This window comes from Dyadobacter sp. CY351 (assembly GCF_021502625.1).
In the GTDB taxonomy this organism is placed as follows: Bacteria; Bacteroidota; Bacteroidia; order Cytophagales; family Spirosomataceae; genus Dyadobacter; species Dyadobacter chenhuakuii.
In genome coordinates this window covers 219,645-235,111 of sequence record NZ_JAKFFU010000010.1, presented here as the reverse complement: position 1 = coordinate 235,111, position 15,467 = coordinate 219,645, and the positions used below count along the sequence as shown (strand labels likewise).

Here is a 15,467-nt window from a genome sequence, read left to right as displayed (position 1 = left end):
TTTTTCTGTAAAAATCCAGATACTAAAACGAACCAGAATGTGCCCGTAACATAAATTACTATGCCAGAAGCTTTGCTGGAAAATCGCCCGGTCATAAAGCGGAACGTGTTCAACTATACGCAATACAGCCCGGATAGCGGGAAAACTGATTTTTTCTGTAATATTATATGAGCAAACTGAACCCGTTGCCGATGCCCAAAACCTTTACCTTCCTGCTTCTTGCATCCCTGCTGATACTTGCTTTCAACCGAAGAACAGCGTCTGGTAAAATAGGTGTGGAGCAAAGCATTGCGCGGTTCAGGGTCGATTCCAAATCTTATGCATCAAGCCTGGCAGATCTCAAACAAGCCGTTGAGGATATGGTCCCCGGTGCGCCTGAAACAATTGCCAATGTCAAGACTAGATTGATATACAGCAGGTTGGCTTACAAACGGATCGAATATTTTCTCGAACATTTTTTCTACACTTCATCCCGGATTTACAACCGCGCACCCAAAAACGAAATTGAGGAACCGCATCTGGAATACATGGAACCAGCCGGTATGCAGTATATGGAAGCTATTTTATTTGACAGCATTACAACCGATTCCAAGAAAGAATTGCTGGTTCAGGCGGAGTTGCTGACCAATGCAGCGAATGACCTGCACGCATTACTATATAAATTTGAAACTACTGACAAGCAATTGCTTGCCGCCGTCCGGCTTGAATTAATCCGCATTATCGCACTCGGCATAACAGGTTTTGACGCACCCCAGTTGAAGAGCAGCATATGGGAATCTGCGTCTGCCATGGAAACAATTGCCCTCACATTGAAACCTTACCTGGACCACAGCAAGCAGGACAGCGTGAGGCATTATCTTGAAAGTTCGGTCCGCTTCCTCCGCGTTAATGAAGAATTCGATTCATTTGACCGGCTGAAATTCCTCACCGGGAATGCGCTGCCGCTCCAAAAGCATCTAAACCTGATGATTCGCGAAATGGGCCTGGACACGGCAGCGCCCGGGATGTTACGCTATGATGCGCCGCATATGTTCAGCCCCGGGGCGTTGCAACCGGCCGATTCGGTGCGAGATGAGGGTTTATCTTCAAAGCGGGCTGCGCTTGGGAAAAAGCTGTTTTTTGAAACACGGCTGTCCGGCAACAGTTCCAAAAGCTGCGCTTCCTGTCACAATCCTGCCAACTATTTTACAGATGGCCTTCCAAAAAGCATGGGCATTAAGGCGCATGCAGTCGTAAAAAGAAATGCCCCTTCGCTATTTTATGCAGCAGCGCAGCATAACCAGTTCTGGGACGGACGCGCGAAAACACTGGAAGCGCAAATTGAAGCCGTAATGCGCGATTCGTCCGAAATGAATGCGAGTCCGGCGGGTAGCATGCAAATGTTGCTCAAAGACAAGTCGTACAAACTTTTGTTTAAAAAGGCTTTTCCAAACACAAGCAAAAAGAAGCGGGATGAGCAGCAGATTTTTTCAGCACTGGCGGAATTTATCAAAACATTAAATCCCTATGCATCTGATTTTGACCAATATATAGCAGGAAACCGGCAAGCCATGACCGACTCCCAGATCAGCGGATTCAATTTGTTTATGGGTAAGGCCCAATGCGGGACCTGCCACTTCGCGCCCCTGTTCAATGGCCTTATCCCACCATTCTACGCACTGACAGAATTCGAGATCATCGGCACAACGGCCACAGACGATTTTTTGAAGCCGAAAAAAGACACGGATAATGGTCGCATGGATATCCGCGCGACTCCTTATTACGAAGCCGCATTTAAAACACCGACGGTCAGGAACGCTGCGGTAACCGGCCCCTACATGCACAACGGGGCATTTACATCGCTCGAAAAAGTAATTGATTTTTACGACCAAGGCGGCGGTGCAGGGCTTGGGCTGGACATTCCCAAGCAAACACTTTCAAAGCTTCCGCTCAATCTCACAGATCAGGAGAAACAAGACATTATCGCTTTTATGCATGCCCTAACCGACAAAATATGAAGAAATATTTACTCCTCATTGTACTCATTTACATAGCGCCATGTGTGCAGGCGCAGACCGCGTTGCTGCGTGGACCTTACCTGCAATCGGCCACGTCCACCAGCATGGTCATACGCTGGCGCACGGACATAGCGACCACGAGTACGGTTCGTTATGGCCCCTCTTCTGCTGCATTGACCATGCAGGTTAACCTTGCCGCAAAAGAAACGGAGCACGAAGTAAAATTGTCGGAACTGGATCCGGCCACTCGTTATTATTATGCGATTGGTTCTGGGACCGAGCCCCTCGAAGGCGGTGAAGACAACTATTTCGAAACTGCGCCAGAACCGGGTACAAAAGGAAAATACAGATTCGGGGTGCTGGGCGACTGCGGGACAAATTCAGCCACGCAGGACATGGTGCGTGAAAGGATTTCCAGCTATCTGGGGCAAAATTACATGAACGCGCTGCTGCTGCTCGGCGATAATGCATACGCTTTTGGAAAAGACGCCGAGTATCAATCCAATTTTTTTAATCATTACAAAAGCAACTTCCTGAAAAAGAACCCGGTTTTCCCCACTCCGGGAAACCACGATTACAACAACGACAATTCGGACCGCCAGAAGGATCATAATGTTCCCTATTACGACATTTTCACATTGCCCACGCAAGGTGAAGCAGGTGGCGTACCGTCCGAAACGGAGGCTTTCTATTCCTACGATTACGGCAATGTGCATTTTCTGTCCCTCGATTCTTATGGAAAAGAAGACCAGGCGACGCGCTTGTATGACACGCTCGGCAGGCAGGTGCAGTGGATCAAAAAGGACCTGGCGGCTAATCAGAACAAGGATTGGATCGTTGCTTACTGGCATCACCCACCCTATTCCCAGGGCTCGCGCAATTCGGAAACCGAACTTGATATGATTAAAATCCGTGAAAATTTTATCGGCATCCTGGAAAGGAACGGCGTTGATCTTATCCTTTGCGGGCATAGCCACGTATACGAGCGCTCGCGGCTTATGGAGGGACATTATGACAAAGCGGACACATTCGATCCGGCAAAACATAACGTCAGCAATTCCTCTGGCCGATACGACGGGTCACAAGAATCTTGTCCTTATTTAAAGAAATCGGGGATCAATAAGGGCACCGTATATGTGGTTTCGGGCTCGGCCGGACAGCTGGGATCGAAGGCCGCCGGTTTTCCCCACAATGCCATGTATTATTCGGATGCAGAACGCTCGGGCGGCATGGTGCTGGAAGTGGAAGGAAACCGCCTCGATGCCAAGTGGATCGGCGTTGACGGAATAATTTATGACCAATTCACTATTGAAAAAGATGTAAACAATGAGACGACCATTGAAGTTGATGCCGGCGAAAGCATCGAATTAAAATCTTCTTTCATAGCGGAATACGTTTGGAACAACGGTGCCAAAACATCCTCCATAACCGTTTCCCCGGACAAGACAACTGATTATAATGTAAAGGACGCCCAGAATTGCATTACTGATGTATTTCATGTGACAGTAACGCTTGCCGACCCCGTTAAGCTCATTAGTTTTTCCCGCGAAGCGGACGCTGCGAACGTGGTTACCCTGTCCTGGGCGACCGAGTTTGAAAATGCGTTTTCACATTTTCTGATCGAGCGAGCACAGGATGATCTCAAATGGGCAGAAGTAGGCCGCATGGCCGGCGGGCCTACTTCTACCACCATCAAGAATTACAGTTTCAAAGACGAACAAAGCCCAAAGCTTGATCTGAACCAGTCGATTTATTACCGCCTTAAAATGGTGGCGCTCGATGGCCGGATTTCCTATTCACGCATTACAAGCATTCGTTTGCAAGAAATCATTCTTGCTGTAAATCCCAATGCAAAACCATTCGACATAGAAGTTATTCCGAACCCTTCCTCGGCTCGGCAAATGCAGGTCAAGCTTTCGGAGAGTGCTTCGTTGAAAGTGGAAATGCAATTGATGGATGTTTCCGGAAGGATTTTGGTTGAAAAAACAATGACACTGACCGAATCGCCAGTGCTATTCTTGCCAGATAATGTTGCTGCCGGGATTTACTTATTAAAAGTAAGTGTGAACGGGCGGAGCGTTGTGCGCAAGCTGGCAGTTTACTAGTCTGGTTGTAGCAGAGAATGGTAAGCTGCTTCCATTTCTTTGACTGCTATGGCAATGTCGGCGGAAGTTGTCCGGTAATTAACAAATGCTGCACGCACTGCGCTCTTGCCATCTAACATTGTCGGGGTAATAAAGACCTTACCATTCTGGTTCAGTTTTTCCAGGAAACCAGCCACCTCATTCGATTTTTTCAGGCGGAAACTGACCACATTAAGCCTTACGGGCGCTGCCAGCTCGAAAAGTTCGCTTCCTATAATATAATCACCCAGCTCATGTGCGCGAGCAATGCTGTTTTCCACGATCCACTGAAATCCGTTCCGTCCGTAAGCCGTCAGCGAAAACCATGCGGGTAAAGCACGGAACCGGCGAGAGTTCTCGGGCAAACGGTTCAGGTAAGAAAAATTCTCAAAAGTGTCGCCCAGATACGGCGCATTGCTGTTCTGGAAAGTCTCCACCTGCAATCGATCATGTTCTTTTCGCACCAGGATCACGGCACTGTCGTAGGGCACATTCATCCATTTGTGACAATCAATGGTAATGCTGTCGGCCTGCTCCCAGCCTTTGAGCAAGTGAATGTGCGCAGGAGAACAAGCCGCGAAACCGCCGAATGCAGCATCAATGTGCAGCCAGAAATCGTACTTTTTCTTCAATCCGATAATTGCATTAATGTCATCAAAATCTACTGTGTTAACAGTGCCGGCACTGCAATTCACGATGACCGGTTTTCCTTTATTCTCATTTAATTTCGCTTCCAGATCCGAAATGTCCATCGCCTCCCGGCCCGGCAATGCATCGATTTTCACCAAATGATTGCTGCCAAATCCGAGCATAGCAAGTGATTTGATCACCGAAGAATGCGGCGTTGCAGCCATTACAACAAGGCCAGACGACATTCCTTCTTTGGAAATATCAATCCCCAATTTCTTACCAGCCCATTGCCTTCCCACGGCAAGGCCCGTGAAATTGGACATGGTCGCACCCGTGACAAAACCGCCGTTAAAATCCTCAGGCAAGTTGAACAGCTGGCATAACAAACGGATCGTTTGCTTTTCCACAATCGCAGAAACATCGCATGTTCCGCTCGTACTCTGTGTGTTTTGATCAAAAACAGCTGTCAGCCAGTCACCCGCAATGGCAGCTGGGGTTGCACCTCCGGTAACGAAGCCCCAAAATCTCGGCCCCGAACTTGCTACCATCAGTTTCTGATATTTTTCTTTGAACCGTTCCAGGCTTTTCTCAACGCCTAACCCATTCGTTCCCAAAAGTTCAGCATCGGCTTTCTGATCTTTTACATAGGTAGGCAAGTCACTCAGTTGCGAAAAAAAATCAAGACTTGTGTTCTTGACATTCTCTAAAATCTGATCCAGCTGCGCCAGATCTTTTTGTAATTCAATGTTCATATTAATCGTTGTAATGCGCTTTCACTAAATTGATTTTTCCGGCCTTATCAAACTGCTTAAAGCGTCGAGATCCATCTTCGGTGATAATTGATCTGGCCCAAGTGGTATGATAAATGGGTTGATAAATGGGTAAGAACCAATGCAGTGGTTTGATTGGCGAACATATCCAGGACATTCCGGGGATATTCGGCATCGAGCTGCGCTTCGGACAGGCTCGCGACGGAATTCACTACAATAGACAGCAATTTATCCAGTTCATCGAGCAAGGTTGTTTGGGTGAAGAGTCGCTCAGCAAACTCTGCGTCGCGGTTCCTCACATAATGCACCTGGCCTAGTGCAAGCCCCACATAAGTCCTCAGATTCCCGATCAAATGCTGGCAAAGGTTGCCACCCGTATTGATCGTCCCAGGCAATCGGACCCATAGTGAATCATCGGAAGGATATTGTTGAATTTCGTCCCGTAATTTTTTAAGGTCTCGTTCGAAAAGTTGAATAAGGATTTCAATTTTCATAGCTAACAGTTTTATTAATGTGCAGCGTAATGTAACAAACATTCCGGATAAGGCACTTACGGAGGCCATTCGCGCCCGGCTATCGCGTGGGCTGGTGCATTCCGGGGAAATTTCGGGATCAAGTGCTCACCAATAAGATCACGCAAACCGTTTCCTCGGCAACCCCCACACACGCTGCTATCGGTAACTTCTTTGAAACAGGTCGTTATGAAAGTCAGGCGAATAATGCTTTAACTATATCCAGCACGCCTTCGGAAGTCTCGGCGTCCAGAATGCCGATCTTCTTGCTGAGCCTCACTTTATCAACGGTCCTGAGCTGATCCAAAGCGATCTGCCCGGCTTTGTTTGCTACGGAACAGGCAATGCGTGTAGGGTATTTTTTGATGGTGGATGTAAGCGGTGCTATGATGACCTTGTTGAGCGACAGGTTGACTTCGTCGGGAGAGATCACGACGCACGGCCGCGATTTCTTTATTTCACTTCCGACGGTAGGATCAAGAGAAACAAGATAAATTTCAAATCTTTTGATCACCATGTCCACTCGGCGTCATCGAATTCATTGGAAAACCCCTCCATCAAATCTTCCTCACTCCCTTTATTAGCCAACTCAAATTGCTGTTCCCAACCCGCCCGCGGACTCTGCGTGGCAGGTTCAATGACAATGGCATTTCCTTTGACCTCCACATTCACAAGGTCCTTGATATTGCACTGTTCCATCATGTTTTTTGAAAGGATAACGCCCTGGGAGTTTCCGATCCTACGCACTCTGACCAACATATTCCAAAGTTATAATATTGTTATAACAAATCAAATTGTCAACTGAAATTCAGCCGGATGCAAAAAATCCGGTGTTCTGCTGACCGGATCAAACGCATCAATTCCACTGCAACAGCATTGCAATTAGCTGATTTTCAGGACTTGTAACCCTGTTGCACGGTGTTAGCGCATATATTTGCTATGTTGTTATCGAATGCCGGTTACAAATGATTGCGATAACGCAAACACCTTTTGATTATAATGCAATGAAGATTGACACAGATAAAAAACATATACATCAGGATAGCAAGGATTGCTGTTCGGCAGATATGCCGGTTTTGATAAACCATAAAAAAGAACATTCTCACGCAGCACATGACGGGCATGACCACTGGGATAACGATGACCACGACCACGATCATAGCCACGACCATGGCAGCGGCTCAGATGCGGGATTGCTGAAAAGCCGCTGGATGCTCTGGGTGAGTTTGGCCATCTTATTTGGTTTTCTTTTTGCCACGTTTATTTTAAAAATCGAGGTTGACCGGAATGCTGAGATCGTCCTCATGCTGACTGCATATGTGCTGGCTGGAAACAAAACCATTGCAACTGCCTTCCGTCGCGTGATGCGCGGCGACTTTTTCAATGAATTTACATTGATGACCATTGCGACCATCGGTGCTTTCTATATAGGCGAATTCAGCGAAGGCGTTGCGGTTATGATCTTTTACGAGATCGGAGAATTGTTCCAGGATCTGGCTGTTAGCAGGTCCAAGCGGTCAATTAAGGCGCTTCTGGACATCCGGCCCGAGCAGGTTACTGTCATCCGCGATGGTAAAGATATTCAGGTTGCTCCCGGTTCTGTGGCCGTTGGCGAGACGATTGTCGTGAAAGCGGGCGAAAAAGTGGCTTTGGATGGCACATTAAAATCGCTTAACGGCACATTCAACACAGCCGCTCTTACCGGCGAATCCGTTCCCGACCAGAAGAGTCAAAATGAAGCTGTTCTGGCTGGAATGATCAACACGGAGAAGTCGGTTGAAGTGGAGGTTACAGCGCTTTTTAAAGACTCAAAACTTTCGCGGATTCTGGAAATGGTGCAGGAAGCAACCGGGAGAAAAGCACCTACTCAATTGCTGATAAGCCGGTTAGCAAAGATTTATACGCCTATCGTTTTTCTCCTGGCATTGCTGATCATCCTCCTGCCCTACTTTTTTGTAAGTAATTATGTTTTTGACCAATGGCTTTATCGCGGCATGGTGTTCCTCGTGATCGCATGCCCTTGTGCGCTGACAATTTCAATTCCGCTGGGCTATTTCGGCGGGATCGGGCTGGCGTCCCGCAATGGGATTCTTGTAAAGGGAGCGAACTTCCTCGATGTCATTACTAAAATTGATACGCTGGTTTCGGACAAAACAGGCACATTGACCAAAGGTGTTTTCAAGGTGCAGAAAGTAGAGACCAAACTGAATATCAATGACTTTCTTACCAAAACGGCTTCGCTGGAAAGTTATTCCACCCATCCTGTGGCAAAGGCCGTCGTTGCGCATGCTTCCGGTCTCAGATTGATTAAACCAACCGACGTCGAAGAGATTTCGGGTCACGGTCTCAAAGGGAAAATCGGCGAAGACTTAATGCTGGCCGGAAACTTGAAATTGCTGGACAAATTCCAGGTCGCTTACCCCAGTGAGCTTGCCAGCATTGCCGAAACCATTGTCGCCGTAGCGATTAACAATGCCTATGCCGGCTACATTACCATTGCCGACGAGATCAAAGAGGATGCGTTGGAGGCGGTTTTAGAGCTGAAAAAGCTTGGAATTGAGACGATTATGCTTTCGGGAGATAAGGAAGCGGTTGTTTCGCATATCGCCGGACAGCTGCAAATCGGTCGAAGCTATGGAAATTTACTACCCGAGGACAAGGTCCGGATTGTGGAGCAGCTGAAAGCGGAGGGCAGGCACATTGCCTTTGCGGGCGACGGCGTGAATGATGCGCCTGTGATTGCGCTGGCTGATGTGGGCATTGCTATGGGCGCTTTGGGCTCAGATGTGGCAATTGAGACGGCCGACATTGTGATCCAGAACGATCAGCCTGTAAAAATTGCTTCCGCCATCAAAGTCGGGAAGATTACCAAAAGCATTGTATATCAAAACATTTCGGCCGCCATGGGCGTCAAAGTGCTCGTGATGATCCTCGGCGCCGGAGGAATTGCAACATTATGGGAAGCGGTTTTTGCAGATGTTGGCGTAGCTTTGCTGGCGATCCTGAACGCTTTCAGAATACAGGGAAAGAAAATTTAGGTAAAAAAACACATTCAATGAAGTTTCTGGCCATCCTGCTGTCTGCCTATATGCTCCTGCTGGCGCTGCTTCCCTGCGGCGACGAGGTGGAATGCATGGACGATGACCGGTATGAAACGGCTTTCAACAATAACACGCAGCAGGATCACGAAAATCACTCGGAAAATTGCTCACCATTCTGCATTTGTGCGTGCTGCGGGCAGGTTTTGAATGTGTTATCAACGCCTTATTTTGCATTGCAATCGCATGTTCGGGCTGCATTTCAAACCGCTTTTTACAAAGATCCCTATTTCGAAATAATCCCCATTGCCATCTGGCAGCCGCCCAAGCTGGTTTAAATCAGTAATAACAATCCTTTTTTTTTACTTTGATTTAAATCTCACAATGCAGAAATTTTTCTTGCTTGTGCTGGTTGTGCTATATGCCGGCCGAATTCAGGCACAAGATAAAACCGATACAACATCTGTTTACCAAACAGACAAAACCCAGGAAATGGAGGAAGTCACTATCTCCTCCACCCGCAGCTCTCGCACAATCCGCGACATTCCTACCCGCGTGGAATTCATTGCCGGCGAGGAACTGGACGAAAAAGCAAACATGAAACCAGGCGACATCCGCATGGTGCTCAGCGAAAGCACGGGCATTCAGGTGCAGACCACTTCGGCCACAAGCGCCAACGCCAGCATTCGTATTCAAGGCCTGGACGGCCGGTATACACAGATTTTGAAGGATGGCTTCCCGCTTTATTCGGGCGCTTCGAGCGGGTTGGGCTTGCTGCAAATTCCACCGCTGGATCTCAAACAAGTGGAGGTGATCAAAGGTGCCGCATCTACATTATACGGAGGCGGCGCGATTGCCGGTCTGGTCAACCTGATCTCGAAAACGCCCAAGGACGAGCAGGAACTGAGATTTCATTTGAATGGGACAAGCGCAGGCGGCTTTGACGCCAATGGTTTTTATTCCAAAAAATTTGGGAAAACGGGTGCCACCATCTTCGCTGCGCATAATCGCAATGCAGCCTATGACCCTTCCGGAAATGACCTCTCAGCCATTCCGAAATTTGAGCGTTTTACATTCAATCCACGTTTTTTTGTGTATCTCAATCAGAATACAACGATCAGTCTGGGCGTGAACACGGCATTCGAAAATCGCATCGGCGGGGATATGCATTTGATTAAAAACCAAAACGAACCGGGTCACACCTATTTCGAAAAGAACAAAACGGAGCGCATCAGCACGCAGTTTTTGTTCGATCACATCTTTGGAAACCACGAGCACTTTATCGTGAAAAACAGCGTCAGCTATTTCAACAGAAAGCTTACGACGCCCGGGTACACATTTGACGGAACGCAATATTCGACATTCACGGAAGCGTCCTATGCCAATCATGGTGAAAAACTGGAATGGATCGCGGGAGCCAATTTGTGGACGGACCAGTTCAAGGAAAAGATGCCTGTTAATGCTCCAAAACGCGACTATAACCTCAACACATTCGGCGCATTCGCACAAAATACCTGGAAAGCAGCTGAATGGATGCATGTGGAAACCGGTTTGCGTGCCGATTATGTGATGGATTACGGCCTGGCTTTTCTGCCCAGGATTTCGGCATTACTGAAATTTTCGCCTGCCTTTACTTCCCGGATCGGTGGCGGCATGGGCTATAAAGCGCCCACAATTTTCACGGAAGAGAGCGAGCGGATTCAGTATCAGCGGGTTTCAGGAATTGATAAAGACAGAAACCGCCTCGAACACAGCTATGGCGGAAACTGGGATCTGAATTATCAGACCATGCTATTTAATGACCAACTGAGCCTGAGCGTTAACCAGTTGTTCTTTTATACTTACATCAACAAGCCCCTGATTCTGAAACCGGACCGCGACGGAGGATATCTGTTTCAGAACATTAACGGGCACATCGACACGCGTGGAACGGAAACAAATTTGAAACTGGGTTACAGCGACTTCAAACTGTTTCTTGGCTACACCTATACGGATGCCAGAATTTCAGAAAACGGCCGTCATCAGCAGAATTTCCTGACGCCCAAACACAGGATTAACTCTGTGTTGTTTTATGAAGTAGAGGAAAAATGGAAGGCCGGATTGGAAGCTTATTATTTTAGTAAACAAAAACTAAGCGACGGCAAAACCGGCAAAGAATATGTTATCCTCGGTTTCATGGTGGAGCGACTGTGGGAGCGGTTTTCCATCTACATTAATTTTGAAAATTTCCTCGACGCACGGCAAACGCGCTTCGACAGCATCAACTCAGGTTCAATCACTAATCCCGTTTTCCGCGACATTTACGCACCATTAGACGGTTTTGTATTTAACGGAGGCATCAAAATTAATTTGTAAAAAACCCAGGAAAAGGAGTTGGGAAGCCGCTCCTTTTCCTGGTTATTATCCAATGCTTTTTGCCTGATCCCACGACTTTAATTAGAGTAATTTTTTAACTAAAAACCCTTTTGTCAATTCCAAAAGAACATAAAAAGTCAATCAACGATAAACAAAACCGCGAGGAACAATGTCCAGAACCGATGCATTATCCCCTGAACAACTTCGGGAAGAACTAGTAGAAAACACGCAGAACCAAGCCGTTGGCGATACTTTGCTTTTTGAGAATGATAAAGTGAAAGTATGGCACATTAGCCTGCAGCCTGGCGAGCGCATCCATTATCATCGTCATAACTACGATTATTTCTGGACGGTTTTACAGGACGGCCAGGGCGTTTCTAACCAGGAGGACGGCAGCCAGGTAAGTTTTACATTCAAAAAAGGGCAAACCTCTTTTCAAAATATTATTGAGCAGGGCAGCTCCATTCATGATCTAAAAAATACCGGCACCGGCGTTCTGGAATTCATTACTACGGAATTAAAGTAACGGTTAGGTTACACAACGTTAACCGGCTTAATGCCTGCAATTTTTTCGAGCGCAACAGTCACGCGCTCAATGCGGTCGACATTGCCGCGACTACTGTCTGACACTGCCTGGGCGACGGAGGTTAAATAATCTCCGCCCAGCTTGGTGTTAAAGAAAGGATCGCGGGAGGCTAACACGCCGCGCCAGTTTTTGCCGACAACATTTCTTGACTTGATGAACCGGAGGAGCAGGCGCTCTTTGATTGTCATACAACCGTACTCTTTCACCCTGGTCTGGTGTTTTTCCATTTGATACAGCGATAATGTGTGAGAGTATACTTGCTTTTTTGTAATTTGTGCGTTACTGAAAGCGATATACAAAAGTACAATAAAAATATATTATTATCAAATTAACTGCACTAAATTCTAAATAAATGATTAGTATAGGCCAAAGAATAAAGCAGGGTCGCGAAAAATTAGGTTTGAGCCAGGAACAGCTGGCGCTAATTATGGCGAAAAAAGGAAAGGGAACGATTTCAAATTGGGAAACAAATAAGAACGAACCCTCCATTGCTGAATTCAAAAAACTGGCAGAACTATTCAGCACAACCGCAGCCTACCTCATCGGTGAAAGCCCGCAGTTTGAAGAGCCTCAGGAAAATTATGTGATGGTGAAAAAAGACGATCTGATCGAACTGCAAAAGAAGGCCCTGGAACGGGAAGCTGAAAAAAATAAAGAATTGCTCGATCTGTTGGAACAAGCACGAAAATCAGAAGAAAATGAGGCTTAACCGAGCCCCATTCTTTCTTGAAAAAGCGTTTTGAACCCTGCTGCGCACACAAGGCTGAGAAAAATCAATGCAACCCACAAAACATTATAGCCCCAATGCGCTGCAATGTAGGCACCGGCTGCCGGGCCTATAATCTGTGCAACCGACTGGGAAACGGAATAGGCGGCGGAGTATTTCCCTCTGTTAAATTCCGAAGCGCGGGCAAGCACGAAAGTGCTGATATAAGGCAATGCGAGCATCTCCCCGATCGTAAAAAACAGCACCGCAGCACCCGCCAGAATGATCGGCGTAACTACCGGAACAACCAGCATACTGAAAGCCAGTGCACTGAATAGTGTTCCAGCGATCATAAAGTACGAATCCGGACGTCGGTTTGCCAGATTCTGGATCAGGACCATTTCAAAGAGCGCAATAATCAACCCGTTCATTCCCAGCAAGATGCCGATCGTTGCTTCATGAATGTGCATCTGTTCTTTCCAATACACCGGCACCAGCCGGAATAACAGCACAAAGCAGATCATATACAACATTACAATCACCATAAAGCGGACAAACAGCATGTCTTTCCACGGCGATTGCCCCGATTTGGCATTGCTATCTTCACGACTAACAGACCGAACCAATTTTGCATTCGGGAGCAAAAACAGGATTAACACGCCAGCCATTGCATATACGATTCCGTCCACCCAAAACAGCAAGCTGTAATTAATGGCCGCCAGGATTCCGCCCACAGAAGTGCCGAAACCAAAGCCAATGTTGGTTGCAAGCCGGTTCAATGCATAAGACCGTGTAAGATTTTCCGGCGAAGAATAAGCGGCAACCGCCGTGCTGTTCGCAGGCTTGAAAGCCTCCACGAAGAAACTGAGCAACACAATCAGAAAACAAAGAGCAGTGAAATCGGTGACCATTCCGAAGAGAATGAAGAGTATTCCGCTGATAATTAGGCAAACTATCTGTACGGGCCGGAAACCCCAGATGTCCGTCAGGTAACCGCCCGCCATGCCGCCGAGAACGGAACCCGCACCAAATAAGGTGATGACCAAACCTGCGTCCGCAATGCTGCGATGCAGGCTTTGGGTAATGTACATACTCATGAAAGGGACCGCCATGTAGCCGCAGCGGTTAACCAGAATGACCAGACTCAGCAACCAGGTTTCCCGGCTTAATCCGCTAAATGAGACGCGATAACTTTCAATGATCTTATTCAGCATACTTTATCTTCAAGGCTAATTGGCTCACAAATTTCCCAATAAATTCCTGATTATCTCAACACTTTCTTCCAATTCCTGTGCATTGGAAGAGGCAAAACCGAGCCGTATAGCGCTGCCCGGTGGCTCGTCGTAAGCATTTCCCGCCGGAATTCCGGATGTTCCACTGGACATATACAAATCTTTTTGCAGCGCTTTCTCCGCAAGTTTGACAAGGTTAATGTTAGGATCAAACTGCGTCCAGACCGCCATACCGCCATCGGGAACCTGGAACGTTACGTGATCGCCGAGCTGGCTCCGCAACAGGTCACAGAATAAGTCCCTGCGCTGCTTGTATATCCGCACTGACTTGCGTAAATGCCTTTGAATGACGCCTGTATGCAGCAATTCTGCAATGGCATTTTCCAGCATCTGGTCACCCTGCCGGTCGATGATCCGCCTCAATTTGGCCAGATAAGAGATCACATCCGCCGGCCCGACCAGATAACCGATGCGGAAAGCGGGTGAAATTGTTTTGGTAAAAGATCCGCAATACATGACCATTCCCGCCGTATCTGCGCCTGCAAGTGGCATGAGCGGTTTGCTTAAATAATGAAAATCGCAATCGTAATCGTCCTCAAATAGAATAAAACCATATTGCTCGGCCAGTTTCAGCAGATTAAGACGCCGGTCGGCACGAAGCGCGACGGTGGTGGGATAATGGTGATGCGAAGTCACATAAACCAGCCTGATCTTTTGTTTTTGGCACATTTGTTCCAATGCGGCCACATCTATCCCGTGTTCATCCGCTGGCAGCCGCAGCACATTCGCACCGGCCTGCGTAAAATTCATATTAGCGCCAAACCACCCCGGTGCGGAAACCACCACATTATCCCCAGGTTCCAGCAGGGCCGTACTCACGAGATACAAACCCATGATCACTCCCCGGACGATCAATATGTTGTCGGGCAAGGTTTTCATCCCGCGCGTCTCATTGAGGTAGGCAGAAAGCTCTTCCCTGAGCCAGGAAGCGCCTTTTGTATCACCATAACCCAACCTTGCATACGGATTCGCGCCTAATAGCTGGCTGCGGTAAGCCCTCGATAGGTCTTCCAGCGGTGCAAGCCGGGGATCGGGAAAACCATCGTCCAAATGCAAGCGCGTGCTATTGCGAAGGACCGCCCGGTCGAGGTGCGGTGCCTGCTTGAAATGAAAACCTGCTTTCGAAGCAGGCATAATGGCCTTTTCCGCATGCATGTCCTTTTTGGCTGATTGGATTTCGGGCAAATGTTTGGCCACAAATGTTCCGTTCCCGGTGTGGCTTTCCAGCCAGCCCTGCGCCAGTAATTCGTCGTACGCCTGCACCACGGTTCGTCGATGCACCTTCAATAATGTCGCCAATTGCCTGGTACTAAGCAATCTGTATCCTGTTTGCAATGTTCCGTTACGGATCAGCGCCATGAGTTGGTTGGCAATTTGCAGATATACGGGCTGCTTGCTGCCCTTTTCAACATGCAGCAAAGTGGAGAGAACCTGCACCATAATTGGACCACTTAATTT

General features: G+C 47.6%; 14 protein-coding genes. 7 read left to right on the top strand and 7 right to left on the bottom strand.

The window, feature by feature from the left end; all coding sequences use genetic code 11:
- Positions 1-167: 167 nt before the first annotated feature.
- Both L0660_RS18635 and L0660_RS18630 read left to right on the top strand, forming a co-directional pair.
- Positions 168-1,997: a cytochrome-c peroxidase gene (locus L0660_RS18635; protein ID WP_235160733.1), complete on the top strand. Its 1,830-nt coding sequence runs from the start codon at positions 168-170 to the stop codon at positions 1,995-1,997.
- Positions 1,994-4,102 carry a metallophosphoesterase gene (locus tag L0660_RS18630; protein ID WP_235160726.1) on the top strand — a complete coding sequence of 703 codons (2,109 nt, stop codon included), beginning with the start codon at positions 1,994-1,996 and terminating at the stop codon, positions 4,100-4,102. Before L0660_RS18635 ends, L0660_RS18630 begins: the two co-directional genes overlap by 4 nt.
- Here L0660_RS18630 and L0660_RS18625 read toward each other — a convergent pair.
- The 4 genes from L0660_RS18625 to L0660_RS18610 form a co-directional block, all read right to left on the bottom strand.
- Positions 4,099-5,502 (bottom strand): pyridoxal-dependent decarboxylase, encoded by a 1,404-nt coding sequence (locus tag L0660_RS18625; protein ID WP_235160725.1) that lies wholly within the window; start codon positions 5,500-5,502, stop codon positions 4,099-4,101. The genes L0660_RS18630 and L0660_RS18625 overlap by 4 nt on opposite strands.
- 56 nt (positions 5,503-5,558) lie before the next feature.
- A complete protein-coding gene (locus tag L0660_RS18620) occupies positions 5,559-6,014 on the bottom strand; it encodes a DinB family protein (RefSeq protein ID WP_235160724.1) in 456 nt (151 codons plus the stop codon).
- A gap of 214 nt (positions 6,015-6,228) precedes the next feature.
- Positions 6,229-6,549: a type II toxin-antitoxin system PemK/MazF family toxin gene (locus tag L0660_RS18615; RefSeq protein ID WP_255712390.1), complete on the bottom strand. Its 321-nt coding sequence runs from the start codon at positions 6,547-6,549 to the stop codon at positions 6,229-6,231.
- Positions 6,543-6,734 (bottom strand): hypothetical protein, encoded by a 192-nt coding sequence (locus tag L0660_RS18610; RefSeq protein ID WP_235160723.1) that lies wholly within the window; start codon positions 6,732-6,734, stop codon positions 6,543-6,545. Before L0660_RS18610 ends, L0660_RS18615 begins: the two co-directional genes overlap by 7 nt.
- Before the next feature lie 302 nt (positions 6,735-7,036).
- Between L0660_RS18610 and L0660_RS18605 the strand changes: the two genes are divergently transcribed.
- The 4 genes from L0660_RS18605 (at position 7,037) to L0660_RS18590 (ending at position 11,951) form a co-directional block, all read left to right on the top strand.
- The gene (locus L0660_RS18605) at positions 7,037-9,070 is read left to right on the top strand and encodes a heavy metal translocating P-type ATPase (RefSeq protein WP_235160722.1); all 2,034 of its coding nucleotides are present in this window, start codon (positions 7,037-7,039) and stop codon (positions 9,068-9,070) included.
- Between the two features lie 17 nt (positions 9,071-9,087).
- On the top strand, positions 9,088-9,408 hold the full coding sequence (locus tag L0660_RS18600) for a DUF6660 family protein (RefSeq protein ID WP_233798060.1): 321 nt from the start codon (positions 9,088-9,090) through the stop codon (positions 9,406-9,408).
- Positions 9,409-9,454: 46 nt separating this feature from the next.
- Positions 9,455-11,425, top strand: a complete 1,971-nt coding sequence (locus L0660_RS18595) for a TonB-dependent siderophore receptor (RefSeq protein WP_235160721.1) — start codon at positions 9,455-9,457, stop codon at positions 11,423-11,425.
- Positions 11,426-11,594: 169 nt separating this feature from the next.
- Positions 11,595-11,951, top strand: a complete 357-nt coding sequence (locus L0660_RS18590) for a hypothetical protein (RefSeq protein ID WP_233798058.1) — start codon at positions 11,595-11,597, stop codon at positions 11,949-11,951.
- Positions 11,952-11,959: 8 nt separating this feature from the next.
- On the opposite strand, the gene L0660_RS18585 is transcribed toward L0660_RS18590, so the two are convergent.
- A complete protein-coding gene (locus L0660_RS18585; RefSeq protein ID WP_026632877.1) occupies positions 11,960-12,238 on the bottom strand; it encodes a hypothetical protein in 279 nt (92 codons plus the stop codon).
- A gap of 125 nt (positions 12,239-12,363) precedes the next feature.
- Here L0660_RS18585 and L0660_RS18580 point away from each other — a divergent pair, with 125 nt between their 5' ends.
- Positions 12,364-12,720: a helix-turn-helix domain-containing protein gene (locus tag L0660_RS18580; protein ID WP_026632876.1), complete on the top strand. Its 357-nt coding sequence runs from the start codon at positions 12,364-12,366 to the stop codon at positions 12,718-12,720.
- On the opposite strand, the gene L0660_RS18575 is transcribed toward L0660_RS18580, so the two are convergent.
- Both L0660_RS18575 and L0660_RS18570 read right to left on the bottom strand, forming a co-directional pair.
- Positions 12,717-13,931 carry an MFS transporter gene (locus L0660_RS18575; RefSeq protein WP_235160719.1) on the bottom strand — a complete coding sequence of 405 codons (1,215 nt, stop codon included), beginning with the start codon at positions 13,929-13,931 and terminating at the stop codon, positions 12,717-12,719. The genes L0660_RS18580 and L0660_RS18575 overlap by 4 nt on opposite strands.
- A 24-nt stretch (positions 13,932-13,955) precedes the next feature.
- Entirely contained in the window at positions 13,956-15,449 is a 1,494-nt protein-coding gene (locus tag L0660_RS18570) for a PLP-dependent aminotransferase family protein (protein WP_235160718.1), read from the bottom strand.
- Between the last annotated feature and the right edge of the window lie 18 nt (positions 15,450-15,467).